A 19,538-nucleotide genomic window follows, 5' to 3' on the forward strand; every position below is an offset into this window, starting at 1 on the left:
TTCAGGCGGTGAAAAGCCCCTAAACATACGGATCTGTATTTTCAGTCAGATACACTGCAAGGGCCTTCTCAACCGGGGTCGCCTGGAACTCCGGCAATGCTGCACGCAGCTTGGCCCCGTCAATCGCATGTGGTCTGCGCCACAGGTATTTCATTTCGAACACCTCACGCATCAACGGCGACCACAGCCCCATCAGCCAGACCCCGATCCACGGCAGTCGCGACACACGCATTGGCTTGCCAACAATCCGTTCCACATGGGAGATCAGTTCATCTCCGGTCAGGGCATATCCGTCAAAGGAAAACTCCTCGAACGGGCTGAACTGATCCCGTTTCTCCGCAAGGCCCACCATGGCCCGCGCCATGTCCGGCAAAAACGCCCAGGCATGTACGCAGTCCCGCGGGCCGGGATAGGTCAGCTTGCCCTGCGACGCCTTGGGCGCGATGTAGCTTTCGAACCAATTCCCCGACTGCTGGGTATCAATGAAATCGCCGCCGCGCAGCACGATGGTCCGGACCCCGCTGTCGCGATAGGTCTGCTCCATACGAATGCGAGATCCCGCCCTTTCGCGTATTTGCGATCCACGGCGTGTCCTCCCGCAGCACAGGCGGCAAGAGACGTCCGTAGTTGTAAATGTTGCCCGGGATCATCACGGTTGCCCCAACAGCGCGGGCCGCCGCAATCACCGCATCGGTCAGCTTGGGAATGGTCCGCGACCATTGATCATAGGGTGGGTTCACCGCGTTCACGATCACATCCTGCCCCACGCAGACCTCCTGCAATGCCTGTGCGTCCGTCGCGTCCACCTCAACACAATCCGCGCCGCTGAGGCCGCGACCAGCCCGTGTCACAGCCCACCCCGCCTCTGCAAAGGCCTGCGCAGCCGCGCGCCCGAACCGACCCTTTGCACCCAAAATAATGACTGATGCCATGTGTTCGTCCTCTCGATCTCTGAACTGAACCCTATCTAGAGGAACGAAATTCGAATATGATCCACGTCAATTCAAAACAAACCATCCATAAATGAATAGATGACCCAACCAGACTGGTCGCAGATCCAATCCTTCGCCGCGGTCGCTGAACATGGCTCACTCTCCGCCGCAGCAAGGGCGCAGAACAGCAGCCAACCCACGCTCAGCCGCCACATCGCCCAGCTCGAAGCGACCTTGGGCACCCGCCTTTTCGATCGCTCAAGCGGCGGAATGGTCCTGACCGATGAGGGGACAGACCTGCTGGCGCATGCCACCACAATGGCCGACGCCGCCGCCCGCTTTGGGACGGACCGCGATGGACATGGAAAAGAGATTGCAGGCACAGTTCGACTGACGGCCAGCCATGTTGTCGCCAACTTCATCCTGCCCCCGATCCTTTGCGAGTTGCACGCCACCTATCCGGGGATCAAGATCGAAGTGATTGCGTCCGATACAACCGAAAACCTGTTGCGACGCGAGGCGGATATCGCATTGCGCATGTACCGCCCAACGCAACCGGACATGATCGCCAAACACATCGCGGACCTGCCGCTTGGCGCATATGCCGCGCCCAGCTACGTCGAAAAGCATGGCGCGCCAGAAACGTTGAACGACCTGATGCACCACAGCATCATCGGCTATGACCGCAGCCCGCTGATCATCGACGGCTTTGCCCAGCGCGGGTTTAAGGTAGGCCGCGACTTCTTTGCCTTCCGCAGCGATGACCAGGTCCTGTGCTGGCACATGGTGGTGGCAGGATACGGCATTGGGTTTGGTCAACGGCGCGTGGGCGACGCGGATCCACGCGTGGTTCGAGTATCAAAGGATATGGATGTGGGCAGCATGCCGCTCTGGCTCACGGCCCACCCGGACCTGCGGCGCATCCCGCGCGTGCGCCGGGTCTATGATTGGCTGGCCAAACACCTCGCCTAACCACAAAAGAAAAAGGCGGGCCACTTGGGGCCCGCCATAGTCACCGCGCCTTTCAGGGAGGAAAGTTGGCGCGATATATCGTGTGCGATTACTTCGCAGCAGCTTTCTTGGCAGCGGCGGTCATGTCACCGGTCGCTTTTTTCACTACGGCTTGCGCGTCTTCGCTGATGTCTTTGCCTGCGGCCATCATCAGTTCAACCGTGTCCATTTGGACTTTCTTGGCAACCTCAGCGAAAGCGGCCATGTGCTCGGCTGTCACTTCAGCGTAGGACGACGCGAAGTCGGTCATCGCTTTGGCGTAGTCGGCAGGCTCTGCTTTGGCTTTGGACATGTCGCCCAGTTTCGCCAGAGTTTCTTTGGTCCACTTCGAGGAGATTTCGGTGGACTTTTCAGCCGCGTCGATAGCGACGTGGCTCAGTTTTTCGTTCAGCGACGTTGCTGTCTTGAGCGCGTCTTCCATTGCCGCTGTGTCGACGGGGAATGCACCCATCATGTCTTTGAACATTGCGGTCATGTCTTGTGCTTGCTTGGCCATTGTCTTCAATCCTTGTGAGCGCTGCGGGCCCATCCCCACGTTTCTGCGTCTGCACAAGACATACATGCTGCAGTGCAGCAAATCAAGTCTTTTGCTGCACTGCAGCAAAAATAGCTTTCCGTTGCGGAAAGGACGTGGGAAATCAGGACCTTGCCTTAACTGCCACATAGGACCCGGGGGCATCTTCCAGCACGGGATGGGCAGAATCACCCGGTTTACGTGCATTCACCATCGCCCCGCCCCGCTTTTTCAGCCAGGCGCCCCAGCGCGGCCACCAAGACCCTTCATGGAAATCCGCAGCCTTCAACCACGCCTCGTGATCCAGGCTCATATCTTCATTGGTGTAGTGCCCGTACTTGTTCTTGCTGGGCGGGTTCACGATCCCCGCGATGTGACCCGATTGGGTCATTATGAACGTCTTGTCCTTGGACCCCATCTGCTGCACGCCGCGATAGCTGTCTTTCCAGGGTGCGATGTGATCGGTCTCGCATGCGATGGCACAAAGCGGCACGTCTATGTCGCCCAACTCAAGATGATGCCCCATCAGGTCGAACCCACCCTCTGCCAGCTCATTGCGCTGACACAAGCCACGCAGATACTGCATCGCCATCTTGGCAGGCAGGTTCGCCCCGTCCCCGTTCCAATACAGCAGATCAAATGCAGGTGGCGTTTGGCCCATCATGTAGCTCTTGATCGCGGGCGTATAGACGAGGTCGGTGGACCGTAGGAAAGTGAATGTTCGCGCCATGATGACCGAGGGCAAAATACCCTTGTCCTTTGTCTCCGCTTCGATCCCGTCAATGAAGTCATCGGTCAGGAACGGCGTGAACTCTCCCTGATCACCGAAATCAGTCAGCGCAGTAAAGAACGTGGCGGACTTGATCGACTTGTCCTTGCGCTGTTTCAGCAGGCTGAGGGTTAGGGACAGCGTGGTGCCAGCGATGCAATAGCCAATGGCATTGACCTGCTTCTGGCCGGTGATGGCCTTGGCCTCGCGGATCGCGGCCAGATATCCGTCCTCGATGTAGTCTTCCATCCCGACCCCGGCATAGGTCGCGTCGGGGTTCACCCAGGACACGACAAACAGCGTGTGCCCCTGTTCGACAATCCACTTCACCAGCGAATTCTGCTGTTTGAGGTCCAGGATGTAGAACTTGTTGATCCATGGCGGGAACAGCACCACCGGTGTCTTGTGCACCTTCTCGGTGGTGGGCGTGTACTGGATCAGCTCCATCATCCGGTTGCGATAGATGACCTTGCCCGGCGTGGTGGCGATGTTGCCGCCCAGCTCGAACGCCTTGTCGTCGGCCAATTTCACGATCAGTTCGCCGTTATTGGCCTCCAGATCAGAAATCAGGTTCTCAAGCCCGTCAATCAGGCTTTGACCCTCGGTGGCCACTGCCTTTTCCAGCGCATCCGGGTTGGTCGCCAGAAAATTCGTGGGCGCCATCATGTCAACGATCTGACGCGAGAAATAGGCGAGGCGCTGCTTCTCCTTCGGATCAAGGTCCGACACGCCCTCGACCGCTTGGGTAACGGCGTCTGCGTTGATCAGGTATTGCTGCTTGACGTAGTTGAAGTAGGGATGCGTGTCCCACAGCGGATTGGCAAAGCGGCGATCCTTGGGGCCGGGATCGACCGGGGCTTGCAACTTGCCCGATGCCAGCGCCTGCTGCGCCTCGACAAAATGGGTCACGGATTTCGACCAGAACTGCAACTGGTGCTCCAGCACCTTGGCCGGATCGCGGAAGGCTTCGTGCCAGTACGCGGTGGCCGCCTTTGTGAACAGCTCCTGATTCGGCCCGTCGAGTGCAGCATTATGCGTGCTGCGGTGCGTCAAAACCTGGGTGAGTCGTTGCGTCAACTCCTCAACCTTACGGAGATTACTATTCAATTTATCGAGGTTTTCCCCCGAGACAGCACCACCGGTTGTGTCGTTGGTTGTCATGTTAAGGTCTTCCCCGTAGTGTTCGCACGTGCAGCAATGTTTGCACGCGGCAGTCGCCGCTTATTTATGGTCGCATGTTTCAGGGGGCAAAGCGACAAACCGTCCGACGCGGGATCGTGCGTACCCGCCCCAAAGTGAAGGAAAGCGCCATGCGCTACATGATCAGCTACGACTTCATGGAAACCATGCGGAACACGAACCAGTGGCTGGGCGCCACGGCCCGTGCAATTGGTGCCTACCCCGCCTTTGCCGCCCTGCCCAACCCGGCGCTGCAAATGATGTCTGCCTGGGGTGAGGTGACGGAACGCACTTTTGAACGAATGGTCGCCAAACCCGACTGGGGCATTCGCACCTTCACATGCGAAGATGGCCGCGATCACCTTGTGAGTATCGACAAGGTGGTTGAAAAGCCCTTTGGCGATCTGATCCACTTCAACGTGTCCGGTCGCGAGACCCAGCCGCGGAAAATCCTGCTCGTGGCACCCATGTCAGGCCACTACGCCACGCTGCTGCGCTCGACCGTCAAATCGCTGCTGGTCAATTGCGAGGTGTATATCACCGACTGGCACAATGCCCGTGACATCCCCGTGAGCGCTGGCAAGTTCGATGTCGAGGATTACACCCTCTACCTTGTCGACTTCATGCGCGAACTTGGCCCCGATACGCACGTGATCGCCGTCTGCCAGCCCGCACCGCTGACGCTCGCCGCCACCGCCTACCTGGCCGAGGAAGACCCAAAGGCCCAGCCCCGGTCCCTCACCCTGATCGGCGGTCCAATTGATCCCGATGCCACGCCGACCGAAGTGACCGACTTTGGCCGCCGCGTCACCATGGGCCAGCTTGAGGAAACGATGATCCAGCGCGTGGGCTTCAAATACCCGGGCGTCGGCCGCCTCGTCTATCCGGGCCTTCTGCAGCTGGCCTCGTTCATGTCGATGAACGCCGAAAAACACTCCAAAGCCTTTACAGACCAAATCGGGCGCGCCGCGCGGGGCGAAACAAGCGACCACGACAAGCACAATCGCTTCTACGACGAATACCTCGCCGTGATGGACATGACGGCCGAGTTCTATCTGTCCACCGTCAACCGCATCTTCAAACGCTGCGAGATTGCCAAGAACATCTTTTCCGTAAACGGCAAGCAGATCGACATCGGCAAGATCACAACTGTCGCGGTCAAAACCGTTGAAGGCGCGAATGACGACATCTCGGCCCCCGGCCAATGCGTTGCCGCGCTCGACCTTTGCACCGGCCTGCCGGACGAGAAGAAGGCGAGCCATGTGGAACCCGGCGCGGGGCACTACGGCATCTTCGCGGGCAAAAGCTGGCGCAACAATATCCGCCCTCTTGTGCTTGAGTTCATCGACGCGAACTCCCCCAAGACACCTCCAAAAAAAGCAGCGAACAAGAACAAGGCTGCGTAGGCAATGGCAGGCGCGGATCTTCCCTTCGCCTGTGACTGCGGGACATTGCGGGGCACTCTTCTGGGCGTGTCCCCCACAAACGGCACCCGCGTCGAGTGCTATTGCCACGATTGCCGTGCGACCGAACTTTATGCCGGTCAGCCCGACCCGGCACCGGGCGGTGTACAACTGTATCAAACCGTGCCGGACCGTGTGCGGTTCGACGCGGGCAAAGACCAGCTCGCCGTCTTCTCCCTCTCTGACAAGGGGCTCCTGCAGTGGCAAGCCCGCTGCTGCGGCGCCATCCTGTTCAAAACGATGCGCACCCCCAAGATGCCCTTTGCCTCGTTCCGCACAGACCGGCTTGAGGATGACAGCGCACTTGGGCCAGTCGTGGCCCGGGCATTTGTCCGCAAACCAAACGGCAAACGCGGGCATGAAGGCGGTCTGAAATTCATGTTCGGTTTCGCCAAACGTGCGCTATCGCGGCGGATCACGGGCTTATGGAAACAGACACCGTTTTTCAATGCAGACGGAACGCCCGTCCGGAACATCCACGTGGTGTCGGATAAGGAACGTGCCGGACTTTATCCGAACCGGGGTTAACTCTTTCTAGAAACCCCTCATGCGTGACCATGATTGGTGCATCGCAGACATGAATTTGAGGTTCTGCTTGTCGCCTCCGCGGCGGCTCCCCTTGTCGGATGACAGCCTAAAACCACAATTCAATCACTGAACCACATTGTGGTAAGCAGGCGCCAAACTGCCCGTCAAACTCTTCTGCTGTCGAAGAGTAAGGGGGCGGCCAAACATCCACTGACGTTAAGCTGTGTTACGGGTCAACGGGTCACGCCGGACTGCTCGACGCAAAAGGCACACCACGATAGGCGCAGCGGCCGGCCACCCATGTCCCCTGCACGGCCGGAACAGACACTTCCGGCCAGTCGACCAGAACAAGGTCGGCACGCTTGCCGATTGCGATCTCGCCGCGGTCGTTCAACTTCATCGCTCGTGCCGGACCGGTTGAGATCAACGACCAAAGCGCGTGGCGATCCGCACGGCGCTCTTCATCAAGCTTTGCAATGGCGGCCAGCATGGCAGGGTAAAAGTAATCCGAGGCCAGTGCATCACACAGACCCGCCTCGACCATGTCGCCCGCACTGAGAGAACCGATATGGCTGCCGCCCCGCGCCGCGTTGGGTGCGCCAAAGATGATCGGGTCGCCGCCTGCGCGCGCGGCTTCTGCGGCTTCCAAAACCATCGGGAATTCGGCCACATCGGCACCAATGGCCCGGAAATAGGCGCGGGTTTCGTCGCGCGTGTCATCATGGCTCAGCATCGGTGCGCCCACCGCACGGCTCATCTCGGCCACTTTGGCGATCATATCAGGAACCGCGCTGCGCCGGGTCCAAACCTCGCCCAGAAGCGCGATGTAGTCGTCCTCGCCCAACCCTGCACGACGGGCCTTTGCGACGGTCCGCTTTTTCATGCGGTCATCATCCAACGCGGCAACAGAGAAATCGGGGGACAACTCGAACGCACGTTCCTGGATCGGGACATCGTAGCCGCGCATCACCATGGATGTGTGATCGTTGAAGGCGATCGATGGTAACAGCGGCCCTGCAAGTGCCCATTCGATCACGTCCAGCGCCTCGAACGCAAAGGTTTCCCAGCGCAACTGCACCCGGTTTTCCACCGTCAGCCGGGGGGCCAGATCGCGCATGGCCTGCATCAAATCGCGTCCACGATGCACATCGCGCAGCCCGGGTTCCCACCCAAGGGTGATTGCGTGGTAGGCTGTTGCGATGCCGTTCGTAGCAAGCTGCCGGTCCGTATCAATCACCGCCGTGTCGGTCGGAAAATACACGCCCGGGCGCGGCATCAACTGCCGCTCGAACGCATCGCCATGCACATCGATCAGGGCAGGCGCAAGGATCAGACCGCGCGCATCAATCACCACGCCTTGCGCGGGGCCGCCGATCTCGGCGATCTGGCCCTCGGTGACTGTTACGCTGGTTTCAGCGATACCATCCGGCAGATAGACCTGCGCGCCTTCAAAGGTGATCATCTACAGCCGTTCCATAGTCAGGTGCCAATGGTATGAACCCGGTTTTCCGGGCTCGCGGTGTTCCAGCTTGCGGCACGCAAAGCCTGAGAACAAGCTCTCTCGTCCCTCCTGCACCCGCCCTGCGTGGCGCAACCGCCGGATTATTGAGCATAAGACGTGTGCTGGACGCAGTGCACGTCCAGGCCATTCAGGTTCTGCACAAAAGGCACGCAGAATTTGGCCGATACTGCGGCGTCTTGAATACAACCAGTTGGAGAAAAAATCGGCCTCCGATACTGTCACTCTATTGTTCAAAAACTTTCACAGTTTGATGAGAACACAACATCCAAGCGTCTTCCTAAAGGGGAATCGATATGAGCCGCCACTATCGTAATTTTGAATTCGGATCCTGGAGCGATGATACCCTGACGGGCACGGATGGACGAGACTACATCTTCGCATTTGGCGGAAACGATACCATCACGTCGGGCGCTGGAAACGACCGGATTTTTGCCGGTTTCGGAAATGATGTCATAAACGGCGGCGCCGGAAACGATCGGATCTTTGGTGGCTTTAGGTTTGATACGGCACAGTATGCCGGATCGATCGACGACTACTCCATCAACGTACGAAGCTGGTGGGGCCCAACCACCGTGACCTCCATCGACCCGAGTGTTGAGGATGCGGGCCGCGACACGCTTTACAGTGTCGAGGCCCTCTATTTTGCGGCAGACGACTATACCCTTTTCCTGAACGGTGAGAACAACGCCGTTCTTGCAGGCGACGACGAAGTTGCGACTTCAGAAAACACGACATTGACCATCACGGCCAATGCGCTCTTGGACAACGATCGCGAGTTCGACGGGGATATGATCGAGATCACCTCCGTTTCGGCCGTCAGTGCAACCGGTGCGCAAGTCACGCTCAACAACGGCGAAATCAGCTATGAACCGGGTACAGTCTTTGACTATTTGGGCGCGGGTGAAACCGCTACGGACACGTTCACCTATGTCGTCGATGATGGAAATGGCGGCACAGACACTGCCACCGTCACAGTTACAATCACCGGCGAAAACGATCCGGTCATCGCGGGTGATGACACTGCAACCGTCAGCGAAAGTGGCGTCCTGACCATAACGACGGCCGCTTTGCTGGCCAATGATACGGACGCGGACAGCGATGCGCTTGAAATCACGGCCGTTTCGGAAACCAGCGCCTTGGGCGCCACGGTCAGTCTCGTTGACGGCGAGGTGACGTATGATCCGGGTTCAGTGTTTGACAGCCTCGGTGCCGGAGAAACCGCAACCGACACATTCACCTACATGGTCACTGATGGCAACGGCAGCACAGTAACGGCGACAGTCACCGTCACAATCGAAGGTGAAGGCGAAGCGCCAAACCTGCTGACTGTCGACCAGATCTGCTTGATCGAAGGCAACAGCACGTTCCAGGCCGTCATAAATGCGGACGATCCTGACGGCGACACGCTGAGCTTTTCCCTATCAGGCGATGATGCCGAGTTGTTCACAATCGATGCGGAGACCGGTGCCATCAGCTTTGTCGCACCGCCGGAGGTGGACAACCCGCTCGATGCCGGCGGGGACAACATCTACGACCTTGAGCTGTCAGTTTCGGATGGCACCGAAACCACCACCCGCAGCGTCGCAGTGCAAGTCATCCCCGCCCCTCAAACGGGCGGCAGCGGAACCAGCACGATTGCATTCGACATGGTCGGCAGCGCATCGCTGGGCCTGCTCGATTTCGTCAACTCCGCGCCGACCTTCTCTAGCCCCGGGGACGGGTTCGGCTTCTTTGAGGCAGGTGCTGGCTCTGTACCGTTCAGCCTCGTTGATGACAGCGCCGGAAGCTTCCCGGGCGACAGCCTCGGCATCATAGACAGCAGCACCAACACCGATGTGTTTTTCGGGGCCACCGATACGCAAAACAGCGACAATGATGGCGATGTCACAGCCACGTGGTCCTTCGACATCGCAGGCGAAAGCGATCTCAGCCTCAGCGTCGACGCGGGCGCCATGGGCGACTTCGAAAGCACCGACAGCTTTGTCATCACCTACAACATCGACGGCGGCGCAGACATTGTGCTGTTCGAATTCGTCGCGGATGAGGATGCCTCGCAGGACTACACGTTGGCGAACGGCAGCGTCGAAACACTGGATGACCCGCTGACAGTGGCCGGAACGGGCGAGGTGTTGTCCAATGCCCTGCAAACGCTCAGCGCCGATCTGGCCGGCACAGGGTCCGTTCTCAACGTCACCCTGACGGCCAACACGGATGGCGGATCAGAAGCGTTTGCCATCCAGAACCTCGTGGTCGAAGCGGCAACACCCGCCGGGCCCCAGATCGTCGCATCGACCCTGACGGGCGGCGCGGATGTGAACCTGATTTCCTTCACAAACAACGCGCCAGACTTTTCCAGCGCTGGCGACGGGTTCGGGATCTTCCAATTGGGCACAAGCGGATCCATACCGTTCAGCCTTGTTGATGACAGTGCCGGAAGCTTCCCGGCCGACAGCCTTGGCATCATCGACAGCAGCACCAACACCGACCCGTTCTTTGGCGCGACAGATACGGTCAACAGCGACACATCCGGCCCGGTGTCCGCCACATGGGCCTTTGACATTTCCGGCTTCAGTGATCTGTTGCTGTCGATTGACGCGGGCGCCATGGGCGATTTCGAAAGCTCTGACAGCTTCAGCTTCACCTACAACATCGACGGCGGCACCGAGATGTCCTTGTTCGACTTCGTGGCCGACGAAGCCGCGTCTCTCGACTATACCCTCGCGAGCGGAAGCGTCGAAACGCTCAGCGACCCTCTGACCCTTGCCGGGTCGGGCGAGGTTCTGTCTAACGTGTTGCAAACCCTGACCGGATCAATCGGAGGCACCGGGTCCACCCTGAACCTGACATTCACCGCCGAAACCGACGGCGGGTCCGAGGCATTTGCCTTCCAAAACCTTGTGATCGAAGGCACCGGCGGAACAGGAGAACCCGAAGCCCCCACCTATGCCGTTGAGGCGCTGAGCGGCGATGTGTTTGAAGGCGACGACGGCGTGACCGAAGTCAGCTTTGAGATCACGCGCGACGGCGACGTGTCCGAGGCAGGAAGCGTTGAGTTCACCATCGGCGGCGATGTCGATGCAGAGGATTTTGGCGGGGCGCTCCCGACCGGCACCGTGGAGTTTGCGGAAGGCCAAACCTGCGCCACGGTCACATTTGAAGTGACGGGCGACACCGTTATCGAAGACGATGAAACCTTCACCGTGACCCTCACCAACCCAGTGGGCGGTGACATCGTGACCCCAACGGCGTCGGTCGAAGTGTTGGACGATGACGACCGGGTGCTGATTTCCGACATTCAGGGTGAAGGCGCTGAAAGCGAATTGGTGGATCAGGTCGTGACGGTTGAAGCGATCGTCACCTACGTGACCGAGAACGGGTACTTCCTGCAGGAAGAGGACGCCGATGACGACGGCAACGCCCTGACCTCTGAGGGGATCTTCGTTTTCACCGGGGGAGAGAACGAACCGGCCGTTGGCGATCTGGTCGTGACACGTGGCGTGGTCGACGAATTCTTTGGCCAGACACAACTGTCCCAGGATCGGGTGCAAGTCGTGTCATCGGGCAATGCGCTTCCAACCGCAGCCACCGTCTTGCTGAGTGGTGCCGCGCAGAACTTTGAGGCCATCGAAGGCATGCGCTTTACACTCGACAGCGGTGTCGAAGGCGAAAACATCACGGTGATCGAGAACTTCAACCTTGACCGCTTTGGCGAAATCACCGTCTCGGCGGGCATACAGACCCAACCAACCCAGATTTTCGATGCGCAAACCGAAGGGGCAGACGTTGCGGCCCTGGCCGAAGAGAATGCAAACAACCGGCTGCTGATCGACGACGGTGTGTCAGAGCAGAACCCGGACGAGTTCCAGTACATTGCCAACACGACAGCTGGCGACAATGGCAATGGTTTCCTTGATGCAGGCGATACCTTTATTGAGGATGGACCGACTTTGCGCCTTGGCGCAGAGCTTGACGGGCCGACCACCGGCGTCATGAGTTTTGGCTTTGGCGAATACCGCATGCTGGTCGAAGGGACGCTGGATATCGACGAAAGCACCAATTCCGGAGCGCGCGAAGAAACAGCACCGGACGTTGGCGGAAACATCCAGGTCGCATCGGTCAACGTGCTGAACTACTTCTCCACCTTGCGTGGCGAAGGCGGTTCTGGCCCGAATGGTCTGGACCCGCGCGGGGCCTCAACCGAGGCCGATCTTGAACGGCAGACCGACAAACTGGTCGACGCGATCACAGGAACCGGGGCAGAGGTTTTCGCCCTGCAAGAGATCGAGAACGGCGGTTTCGGAGCGGACTCGGCCATCGCGACCCTGGTCGATGCGCTGAACGTGGAAGCGACGGACACCGGATCAGGCGCCAACTACGCCTTTGTCGATCCAACAACTGACGCAGGCTTTATCGGGACCGATGCGATTACAACCGGCATCGTCTATGACGCCAACGCTGTGTCGGTTGTGCATTCCGAATTCCTCGCGTTTGACGAAAGCTCGGCCGCGACAACCTTTGCCTTGGCAGAGGTCTTGAACGCTGTGGTGCCGTCGGATGCTCAAGTTGGTGATTTCCAACGGAACCGTCCTGCGGTTGCGGCCACGTTCGAAGACAATGAAACTGGCGAGACGTTCACAATCGTTTCAAACCACTTCAAATCGAAAGGCCCAAGCGGGTTGGACGATCTGGTCGAAGCTGCCCAAGACTATCTGGACGGCGGCGGCACGGACATCACGCAGGCCGATATCGATGCGCTGATCAACGACCCCAATTACGACCAGGGGGACGGTCAGGCGTTCTGGAACCAGGTTCGCGCCGACGCCGCGGCCGAGGTCCAGACCTGGATCGAAAATGACTACATGGGCGGTGGCGTGTCCAACTTCATCATCATGGGCGATCTCAACGCCTATGCGCAGGAAGATCCGGTGCAATCGCTTGCCGATGATCCCGGTCTGGTGGACCTGATTGATCAGTTCATCGGCCAAGACGAAGCATACAGTTTTGTCTTTGACGGTCAGCGAGGTTCTCTTGATCATGCCATCGCCTCGGATGACATGGCCGGATTGATCACGGGCGCAGCCGAGTGGCACATCAACGCCGACGAACCAGACCTGTTGAACTACAACTCAGCCTTCAACAACGCGAACTTCTTTGAGGACAGCCTGTTTGCGTCGTCCGATCACGACCCGCTGATTATTGGTATCAACACCAATCCGGATGACATTCTGGTTGGGTGAGCGAACAAATTTGACGCGTGCGCCTTGAAGTCTTGGCGCACGCGGATACCAGACCACGACGTTTGGCAAGGGTCTTGATACACAACGCGATGCCTCTTCGGCGGATTTGAGTAGAAGAGGCTTCGCTTCCACGCCCGGGCATTGAGCGTGCGATCACCCGCACCTGCAGCAGTCGTTTGTGCTGCGACGACACGCAATGCAAATCCACAATGATTCAGATGGGCTCGGAGAGACACTCAGCCGGATTGCACAAAACCCGCGTCTGGGCGTACCAACTTAACAGTCCAATATGGGGTCTTTGCGACAGACTCAATTCCAGCCGTCACAATGCCGCCCCCCTTCGAGGGTCAGTCTGCCTCGCCACCGGTTAACATGCACATATCACACCGTGCGCAGGGCCAACCTTTTCTTTCTCCCGGACAATCCCGAAGTCATTGAGAATTCGTCACTGGACCGAACAGGGTGTCCCCGCGGGGACAAACCCATTCTCAACGCAAAATCAGCGGCTGTTTCAACCAGTCTCGCAACGCTTGTGTCGTCTCCGCTGGCATCTCCAGCGTCGGCAAATGCCCCGCGTCGTCCAACACTTTCAGCTCGGCTCCCGGGATCAGTTCCGCCATGAACGTATGCCGTTTGACCGGGCACAATTCATCATGCGCACCACACAGAACGAGGGTCGGAACCTTGCACTTGCGCAGTGTCCCCTGCTGGTCCCGGCGACGTTGCAAAGCGCGGGACTGGCGGACGAACACTTCCGGTCCAAGAGCGGATGCCATGTCCATCACGAGGTCGAGGATCTCGTTCCGGTAGGGACCAGGCGCGAGGTAGTTGGGCTTCATCTCGTCCCGCATCACCTCGTGCATCCGCCCCGTCCGGACCTTCACGATCTGCGGCTCGCGCGCGGCGGCAACCTGAGGTGTTTCAGCCAGCGGGTTGGTGTCCATCAGCGCCAGTCGGGTGACGCGGTCCGGAGCGCGGCGCAGGATTTCCATTGCGACGATCCCACCCATCGACAGCCCCGCCAGTGCGAAACGTTGGGGCAATTCGTCGAGCAGGCCGCTTGCGATCTCCTCGATCCGTTCCCCGCGGGTTACGGGCGAGACCATCACCGAAAATTCGGAGGACAATTCAGCAATCTGCGGCCCAAAGAGCCGCGCGTCGCACATCATTCCGGGAAGAAAAACAAGGGGCTCAGCCATGCCCCTGCCCTGCCATTCGCGCCATCTGCTGCCTGCTGATTAACGTTTTGTTTACCATGACCTGCCACGCGGGCGGCGGCAAGCCCTGCCGGTCCGTCAACTCTTGATCTGGTCCCAAAAGAGACCAAGGTGCCGGCTGACAATCTCGTTGTAGCGGTCGCTTTGCTTGAGTTTCGCGAGCCCCGCGTTGAAACGATACAGATGCGCTGTTCCCCGCCAGTGCTTCTTGGAAATCAACACATGCAACCCCTCGATCGACACGGGCCGGGACAAAGGTGCCACCTTGTCCGTCAGTTCCATCTCGAACATCTTTTGCACGCCAAGAAATTCATTCAAGGCCACGGCGTCCACGTCACCAGACACAAGCATCTTGAAGCAATCGTCAGGTGTGGCGGGTTGCGCCAGCGTGACCAACCCATCGCTCAGCCAACGGCGGTCGGCGCGATCCAGATCATGGGTAAAATACCCGGCAGGCCGACACAGGGTTTTCCCGTGCAAATCCGCGTCCTGCGCAAACGTGAACCGGTCCTCGGCTCGAGCAAACAGCAGGATGACCAGATCGACAAGCGGTTCGGAGAAATGGAAATTGGCGCAGCGTTCGTTTGCCGGATTGCCCGCGCAGTCCGGTTTGAACCACGGGAACCCCATGTCAAACTCCTTGCTGTCGAGCATGGGAAAGAGATGCTTGGACCAGTCATTTTCCCATTCGATGGAATAAGTCAGCGGGTTCGGCGTCGCCTCGAACGCGGCGTTGACCAGTTCGGTCAACATCCCCTGCCCCGGCCAATCCAGATCGGTGAAAGGGGCATAGTTCGAGGCGGTGACCAGCTTGATCTCAGCCTCGGCCTCTTGTTGCAGGGGTTTTGGGTCCGCCTGAACGGTCGGCGTTGGAGCCTGGTGTTGTGCGGCAACTTCGGGGCACGGGATCGTCAGTACCGTGCCTGCGGGCAGATCCAGCAGGCTGCCACCCTGAATGTCCGGGTTGTTGTAGAAGATCAGCGACCAGCGTGACAGATCGCCAAGCTGCTCTTCGGCAATCGAAAACAGCGTATCACCCGGCGCCACGACCAGAGAAGGCTGGCATGCCATGGCCGCCGAGCCAAACCCGAGGCACGCAGCCGTCGAGAGAACGAGACGACGCAACATCAGAAATCAGCCCAGATCTTTGACATATGCCGGTCGATCACCTGCTGGTATTCGCCGGAAAGCTTGATCGCATCCAGCCCACCGTTGATGGTCGACAAGAGCGCGTCTGCATTGGGGTGATCCTTATGGACAAGGACGTGCAACCCTTCGATAGACACCGGGCGGCCCTGCACCACTTCGACCTGATCCTTTAGGCCCAGATCCTTGATCGCGGCGCGGCCCGTGAATTCGTTCATCGCAACGGCGTCCACCTCACCTGCGACCAGCATATCAAAGCATCCCTTCACGGTCTGAGGCTGCTTCAAAGTGATTTTGCCATCGGTGATCCAACGCCGGTCAGCGCGGTCGAGATCATGGGTGAAATACCCTGCCGGACGGCAAAGTGTGCGCCCCTCGATATCGCTGTCCTGCGCAAAGGGGATGGGCCGGGTTTTGTCCACAAAGAGCAGGATCAGCATCTCGAACATCGGGTCCGAGAAGTGGAAATTCGTACAGCGGTAATTGTCCGGGGAGCCTGCGCAATCGGGTGTGTACCAGGGAAAAGCCATGTCCATCATGGCGTTGGTCATCAGCGGATCGAGGTGCGATGACCAGTCGTTGACCCAATGCACACGGTAGTTGTCATTCGATTGCGAGTTGCGCATCGCCGTGTGGACGACATCCGTAATGAGCCCTTCGTTTTCAAGGGCTTGGTCGGTGAAAGGGGCAAAGTCACCTGCCGTTACGATATTGATCGACTGTTCGAGTTTGCGCCGTGTGGGGGCTGTCGTCGCCGTCTGTATGACGGGAGCAGTGGTTGTCGTCGCGCCGGGCAGTCCGACCGGCAAACCATCGATACAGCCTAGCCGCAGCTCCATCCCGACCAGTAGGGCATTGCGGTTCTCGCCGATGACGGACAGGTTGTTGCGGTGCACCTCTGTCCACTTGGTCGCGTTTTTGTATTGCTGGTCGGCGATCACGGACAGGCTGTCGCCCCGTTCCACCGTGTAGATCCCACCGCATGCCTGTGCCGCAACCGTTGTGGCCGACGCTGCGAATGCCAGCGCCGCCGCCCCCAAGAATCGTTTCATTGCCTGTTCCCCCAGGTGTATTGGGGAGCAAAATCCCTTATTTTGCTGGGCTGCGTCAACTCACAAACCAGATGTGGGGGTAAAGTATACCAATTGACAGGTTTGGCAGCGCACCCACTGCATCATGGGTAGGCGATTCCGCGGAACGGTGGGAAATCGGCATACCGGCGCTGTCTTTGCTTCAGCGGCTCGGCAGGGTCGTTCCCGCGTCGCAAGAGCAGCCCCTTGGGCGCGATGTAGCTGCCGATCATGCGGTGTGGGTTTGGGCGCCAATCGAGGTTGAAGGCGCACAGCTTGGGAAAGAACCACATGCCTGAATAGGGCAAATGGTCATGGATCCACCACGCCAGATCGCGCCAGTCGCGCCCCTGATCATATTGATCCGTGAACCAAGGGATCGCCAGAGACGTGCCTGCAATGGCCTTGTCACCTTTCCCCCAATCCCAGATGTGGCATTCGATCGGGTTGTCATTGCGGGCGCAGTTCAGCCTGTTTTCATTGCCATACTGATTGAGTTCCGGCGAGCGGTAGCCGGAGCGGATGGCGAGACGGCCAAAGGTCTCTTCCAGCGGGTCAAGCAATTCGGTGCTGAGCTGTTTGCCGTTGGCGATGGCAAGGTCCGGGTCGCGGGGCAGGTTCTGAATTTGGTGATAGTTACCGATCTCTGAATAGAGGAAATCGCGCATGTAGAAGTGTTTCGAAAGCCGCACGCGACCAAGGTTTTCAAGGCTCCACATGCTGGCAGGGCGGCGCATTAGGCGGCCCCGTTCCATTGGAATTCGCCATTCGGTCCAAGCGGGGAGAATGGGTTGTGGGCGATTTCCCAGACGTGCCCTTCGGGGTCTGCGAAGTAGCCGTGGTAACCGCCCCAGAACACGTCCTGAGCCGATTTGAGGATCTTGGCCCCAGCCTCCTCCGCGCGCGCCAGCAGTGGGGCGACATCAGCCTTGTCCGGGACATTGTGTGCGAACGTTGCAGCGCCATGACCAAGGTCATCGACCGGCACACCAATATCGTCCGCGAGGGCCTGAAGCGGGTATAGCCCGAGCGTTTGCCCAATCAGGTCGAAGGCGATGACCCCATCGGGGCTGTCGACCCGCCGCCAGCCCAGCGCCTCGTAGAACGCCGCCAGTTTTTCCATGTCGCGGGCACCGAGCGTAATGAGCGAGACGCGTTGGTCCATCTTAGTTCTCCAATGTGGCAATCCAGTCGAGCATACCCTGAACCGTTGCCATGTTCTGGCCAGAGGACATGATATCGCCCGCGATCACATGGCTCTGCGGATCGTCCTGCGCACCCATGGTCGGGTTGACCGTCTGGGTGGGTGCACCCCACCCTTGCGCGACTTGCGCCGTCAAGTCCGGGCGGACGACTTCGTCGGCTTCCGAGTACCAGAACAGCGCCGGGATCGTTTGGGTGCTGTGATCCATGTCGGCGACCGCGTCGATCAGGGCTGCCATCGGCATGACGGCGACGCTTAGATATTCGGTTGTCCAGTATAGCCCATGTTCTTCGTTGCGCGGTGTAAAGCTGCGCCGGTCGCCTGCCAGCGGGGGCAGCCAGTGGCGGGCGGCGGGCCAGCTGAGCAGTTTGGCGAGCGGATTGTTGAGACCGTAATTGGGCGAGACGAGGATGATGCCCGCGACGTTTTCCATCAGGTCTGTGTCTTGGGCCGTGGCGGTGACAAGTGTGCCGCCGGTGGAGGTGGACAGGATCAGCACCTTGGTCCCAGCTTGCCGGGCGGCGGCCAGCCCTTCGGCAAGGTCGTTGACCCAACCTTGGACCGTGCCTTCGGCAAGGGCGTCGCTGCTGCGTCCGTGGCCTTGAAGCCGGGTGTAGATCAGGTTTGCGCCCAGCGCGTCGGCGATGCGGTCAGGGACGGGGCGGATTTCTTCGGACGTGGCAGAGAAACCGTGGATATAGAGAATGGACCAGTCGGTTTTGGCCCCCGCGTCACCGGCCCAGACGATCCGCTTTTCGGTGCCGGGGGTGATGTCGTCAAACTGGCTTTCGACACTTGCAAAATGTGCGCCGAGGTCAGGGTTGATGTCACTTATCGTGGGGGTCAATGGAGCTTTTTCGTAGGGGCCTAAGAGCCAAAGACCCGCGATCAGCAGGACGAGGATGAGGAGGATGCGGCCGAGCGCCTTGCCGAAGGTTTTCATGCGCTCTCCAGTATGTCGGTGATGGCGTCTTCGATCAGGCCGAGGCAGGGACCGTCGGAGAAGCGGTGATCGGCGCCTTTGACCAGGTTCAGCCGCATGTCGGGGCTGTCGGCATGGTTCAGAAGGCGGACAGCGGTTTCGGTGGAGACGGCGGTGTCGGCGGTGCCCTGGAGGCAGCGCACGGGGAACGGCAATGGCAGCGGGTCGCGTAGGACCAGTTGGTTTCGCCCGTCTTCGATCAGGCGTTTGGTGATGATGTAAGGTTCCATGTAGTCCGAGGGCATGGCGATCTGGCCCTCGGCTTCCAGCGTTGCCTTTTGCGCATCGGTGAAAGTGGCCCAGTATCCGTCTTCGGTGAAATCGGGGGCTGCAGCGATAGTCACCAGCCCCGCCACCCGATCCGGGTGCGTGCGGGCAAAAAGTAACGATTGCCAGCCGCCCATGGAACTGCCTACGACGATCAGCTTGCCGTCGGTCAGGGTGTGCAGGGCGTAGGCAGTGTCTTCGGCCCAGTCGCCAATACACCCCTCTTCGAAGGTGCCGGAGCTGATCCCGTGACCGGAATAGTCGAACCGCAGGAACGCCCGGCCCTGGGCACGGCACCAGGCTTCGAGGTGGATGGCCTTGGTCCCTTCCATGTCGGATTTCAGACCACCAAGGAACACGACCCATGGCCCCGTTCCTTCGCTCTGATGATAGGCGAGCCGCCGCCCTTGTGGCGTGTCGAGATAGTCTGGTCCGCTCATGTCCCCTCCCCTTCGTTTGGCGGATCATCTGCAAGCACGCCGCATCTGTCCATCCTG

General features: G+C 59.3%; 16 protein-coding genes. 4 read left to right on the plus strand and 12 right to left on the minus strand.

Annotated features, from left to right (window positions below):
* Positions 1-19: 19 nt before the first annotated feature.
* Together ACZ1HN_RS18170 and ACZ1HN_RS18175 are read right to left on the minus strand one after the other, a co-directional pair.
* On the minus strand, positions 20-544 hold the full coding sequence (locus tag ACZ1HN_RS18170; protein WP_472728501.1) for a Rossmann-fold NAD(P)-binding domain-containing protein: 525 nt from the start codon (positions 542-544) through the stop codon (positions 20-22).
* On the minus strand, positions 480-932 hold the full coding sequence (locus ACZ1HN_RS18175) for an NAD-dependent epimerase/dehydratase family protein (RefSeq protein ID WP_472728502.1): 453 nt from the start codon (positions 930-932) through the stop codon (positions 480-482). Before ACZ1HN_RS18175 ends, ACZ1HN_RS18170 begins: the two co-directional genes overlap by 65 nt.
* A 99-nt stretch (positions 933-1,031) precedes the next feature.
* On the opposite strand from ACZ1HN_RS18175, the gene ACZ1HN_RS18180 reads away from it, so the two are divergent.
* Positions 1,032-1,904, plus strand: a complete 873-nt coding sequence (locus ACZ1HN_RS18180; protein ID WP_472728503.1) for a LysR family transcriptional regulator — start codon at positions 1,032-1,034, stop codon at positions 1,902-1,904.
* Positions 1,905-1,992: 88 nt separating this feature from the next.
* Here ACZ1HN_RS18180 and ACZ1HN_RS18185 read toward each other — a convergent pair whose 3' ends face one another.
* On the minus strand, positions 1,993-2,439 hold the full coding sequence (locus tag ACZ1HN_RS18185; RefSeq protein WP_472728504.1) for a phasin family protein: 447 nt from the start codon (positions 2,437-2,439) through the stop codon (positions 1,993-1,995).
* Between the two features lie 142 nt (positions 2,440-2,581).
* Positions 2,582-4,387, minus strand: a complete 1,806-nt coding sequence (locus tag ACZ1HN_RS18190) for a PHA/PHB synthase family protein (protein ID WP_472728505.1) — start codon at positions 4,385-4,387, stop codon at positions 2,582-2,584.
* A gap of 149 nt (positions 4,388-4,536) precedes the next feature.
* On the opposite strand from ACZ1HN_RS18190, the gene phaZ reads away from it, so the two are divergent.
* Positions 4,537-5,811: a polyhydroxyalkanoate depolymerase gene (gene phaZ, locus ACZ1HN_RS18195; RefSeq protein ID WP_299207365.1), complete on the plus strand. Its 1,275-nt coding sequence runs from the start codon at positions 4,537-4,539 to the stop codon at positions 5,809-5,811.
* A 3-nt stretch (positions 5,812-5,814) separates the two neighbouring features.
* Positions 5,815-6,396, plus strand: coding sequence for a DUF6151 family protein (locus tag ACZ1HN_RS18200; protein ID WP_472728506.1), 582 nt, complete (start codon positions 5,815-5,817; stop codon positions 6,394-6,396).
* Positions 6,397-6,637: 241 nt separating this feature from the next.
* Here ACZ1HN_RS18200 and ACZ1HN_RS18205 read toward each other — a convergent pair whose 3' ends face one another.
* Entirely contained in the window at positions 6,638-7,858 is a 1,221-nt protein-coding gene (locus tag ACZ1HN_RS18205) for an alpha-D-ribose 1-methylphosphonate 5-triphosphate diphosphatase (RefSeq protein WP_472728507.1), read from the minus strand.
* Between the two features lie 353 nt (positions 7,859-8,211).
* Here ACZ1HN_RS18205 and ACZ1HN_RS18210 point away from each other — a divergent pair, with 353 nt between their 5' ends.
* The gene (locus tag ACZ1HN_RS18210) at positions 8,212-13,155 is read left to right on the plus strand and encodes an ExeM/NucH family extracellular endonuclease (protein WP_472728508.1); all 4,944 of its coding nucleotides are present in this window, start codon (positions 8,212-8,214) and stop codon (positions 13,153-13,155) included.
* A 488-nt stretch (positions 13,156-13,643) separates the two neighbouring features.
* Here the strand turns inward: ACZ1HN_RS18210 and ACZ1HN_RS18215 are convergent, their stop codons facing one another.
* From ACZ1HN_RS18215 to ACZ1HN_RS18245, 7 genes are all read right to left on the minus strand, one after another.
* Positions 13,644-14,354, minus strand: a complete 711-nt coding sequence (locus ACZ1HN_RS18215; RefSeq protein WP_299207350.1) for an alpha/beta fold hydrolase — start codon at positions 14,352-14,354, stop codon at positions 13,644-13,646.
* Positions 14,355-14,450: 96 nt separating this feature from the next.
* Complete coding sequence (locus ACZ1HN_RS18220) at positions 14,451-15,500, minus strand: ABC transporter substrate-binding protein (RefSeq protein ID WP_472728509.1); 1,050 nt, start codon at positions 15,498-15,500, stop codon at positions 14,451-14,453.
* On the minus strand, positions 15,500-16,570 hold the full coding sequence (locus tag ACZ1HN_RS18225; RefSeq protein WP_472728510.1) for a peptidoglycan-binding protein LysM: 1,071 nt from the start codon (positions 16,568-16,570) through the stop codon (positions 15,500-15,502). Before ACZ1HN_RS18225 ends, ACZ1HN_RS18220 begins: the two co-directional genes overlap by 1 nt.
* Positions 16,571-16,692: 122 nt before the next feature.
* A complete protein-coding gene (locus ACZ1HN_RS18230; protein WP_472729350.1) occupies positions 16,693-17,307 on the minus strand; it encodes a hypothetical protein in 615 nt (204 codons plus the stop codon).
* A 17-nt stretch (positions 17,308-17,324) separates the two neighbouring features.
* Entirely contained in the window at positions 17,325-17,753 is a 429-nt protein-coding gene (locus ACZ1HN_RS18235; RefSeq protein ID WP_472728511.1) for a VOC family protein, read from the minus strand.
* Between the two features lies 1 nt (position 17,754).
* The gene (locus ACZ1HN_RS18240) at positions 17,755-18,735 is read right to left on the minus strand and encodes an alpha/beta hydrolase (RefSeq protein WP_472728512.1); all 981 of its coding nucleotides are present in this window, start codon (positions 18,733-18,735) and stop codon (positions 17,755-17,757) included.
* Positions 18,732-19,481, minus strand: a complete 750-nt coding sequence (locus tag ACZ1HN_RS18245; protein WP_472728513.1) for an alpha/beta fold hydrolase — start codon at positions 19,479-19,481, stop codon at positions 18,732-18,734. Before ACZ1HN_RS18245 ends, ACZ1HN_RS18240 begins: the two co-directional genes overlap by 4 nt.
* Between the last annotated feature and the right edge of the window lie 57 nt (positions 19,482-19,538).

Source organism: Tateyamaria sp. GN1-10 (assembly GCF_055693845.1).

What these genes read in the sequence shown, in the direction of transcription:
- ACZ1HN_RS18170 (WP_472728501.1), bottom strand. Translation starts at nt 544, where the DNA reads ATGGAGCAGACCTATCGCGACAGCGGGGTCCGGACCATCGTGCTGCGC.
- ACZ1HN_RS18175 (WP_472728502.1), bottom strand. Translation starts at nt 932, where the DNA reads ATGGCATCAGTCATTATTTTGGGTGCAAAGGGTCGGTTCGGGCGCGCG.
- ACZ1HN_RS18180 (WP_472728503.1), top strand. Translation starts at nt 1,032, where the DNA reads ATGACCCAACCAGACTGGTCGCAGATCCAATCCTTCGCCGCGGTCGCT.
- ACZ1HN_RS18185 (WP_472728504.1), bottom strand. Translation starts at nt 2,439, where the DNA reads ATGGCCAAGCAAGCACAAGACATGACCGCAATGTTCAAAGACATGATG.
- ACZ1HN_RS18190 (WP_472728505.1), bottom strand. Translation starts at nt 4,387, where the DNA reads ATGACAACCAACGACACAACCGGTGGTGCTGTCTCGGGGGAAAACCTC.
- phaZ (WP_299207365.1), top strand. Translation starts at nt 4,537, where the DNA reads ATGCGCTACATGATCAGCTACGACTTCATGGAAACCATGCGGAACACG.
- ACZ1HN_RS18200 (WP_472728506.1), top strand. Translation starts at nt 5,815, where the DNA reads ATGGCAGGCGCGGATCTTCCCTTCGCCTGTGACTGCGGGACATTGCGG.
- ACZ1HN_RS18205 (WP_472728507.1), bottom strand. Translation starts at nt 7,858, where the DNA reads ATGATCACCTTTGAAGGCGCGCAGGTCTATCTGCCGGATGGTATCGCT.
- ACZ1HN_RS18210 (WP_472728508.1), top strand. Translation starts at nt 8,212, where the DNA reads ATGAGCCGCCACTATCGTAATTTTGAATTCGGATCCTGGAGCGATGAT.
- ACZ1HN_RS18215 (WP_299207350.1), bottom strand. Translation starts at nt 14,354, where the DNA reads ATGGCTGAGCCCCTTGTTTTTCTTCCCGGAATGATGTGCGACGCGCGG.
- ACZ1HN_RS18220 (WP_472728509.1), bottom strand. Translation starts at nt 15,500, where the DNA reads ATGTTGCGTCGTCTCGTTCTCTCGACGGCTGCGTGCCTCGGGTTTGGC.
- ACZ1HN_RS18225 (WP_472728510.1), bottom strand. Translation starts at nt 16,570, where the DNA reads ATGAAACGATTCTTGGGGGCGGCGGCGCTGGCATTCGCAGCGTCGGCC.
- ACZ1HN_RS18230 (WP_472729350.1), bottom strand. Translation starts at nt 17,307, where the DNA reads ATGTGGAGCCTTGAAAACCTTGGTCGCGTGCGGCTTTCGAAACACTTC.
- ACZ1HN_RS18235 (WP_472728511.1), bottom strand. Translation starts at nt 17,753, where the DNA reads ATGGACCAACGCGTCTCGCTCATTACGCTCGGTGCCCGCGACATGGAA.
- ACZ1HN_RS18240 (WP_472728512.1), bottom strand. Translation starts at nt 18,735, where the DNA reads ATGAAAACCTTCGGCAAGGCGCTCGGCCGCATCCTCCTCATCCTCGTC.
- ACZ1HN_RS18245 (WP_472728513.1), bottom strand. Translation starts at nt 19,481, where the DNA reads ATGAGCGGACCAGACTATCTCGACACGCCACAAGGGCGGCGGCTCGCC.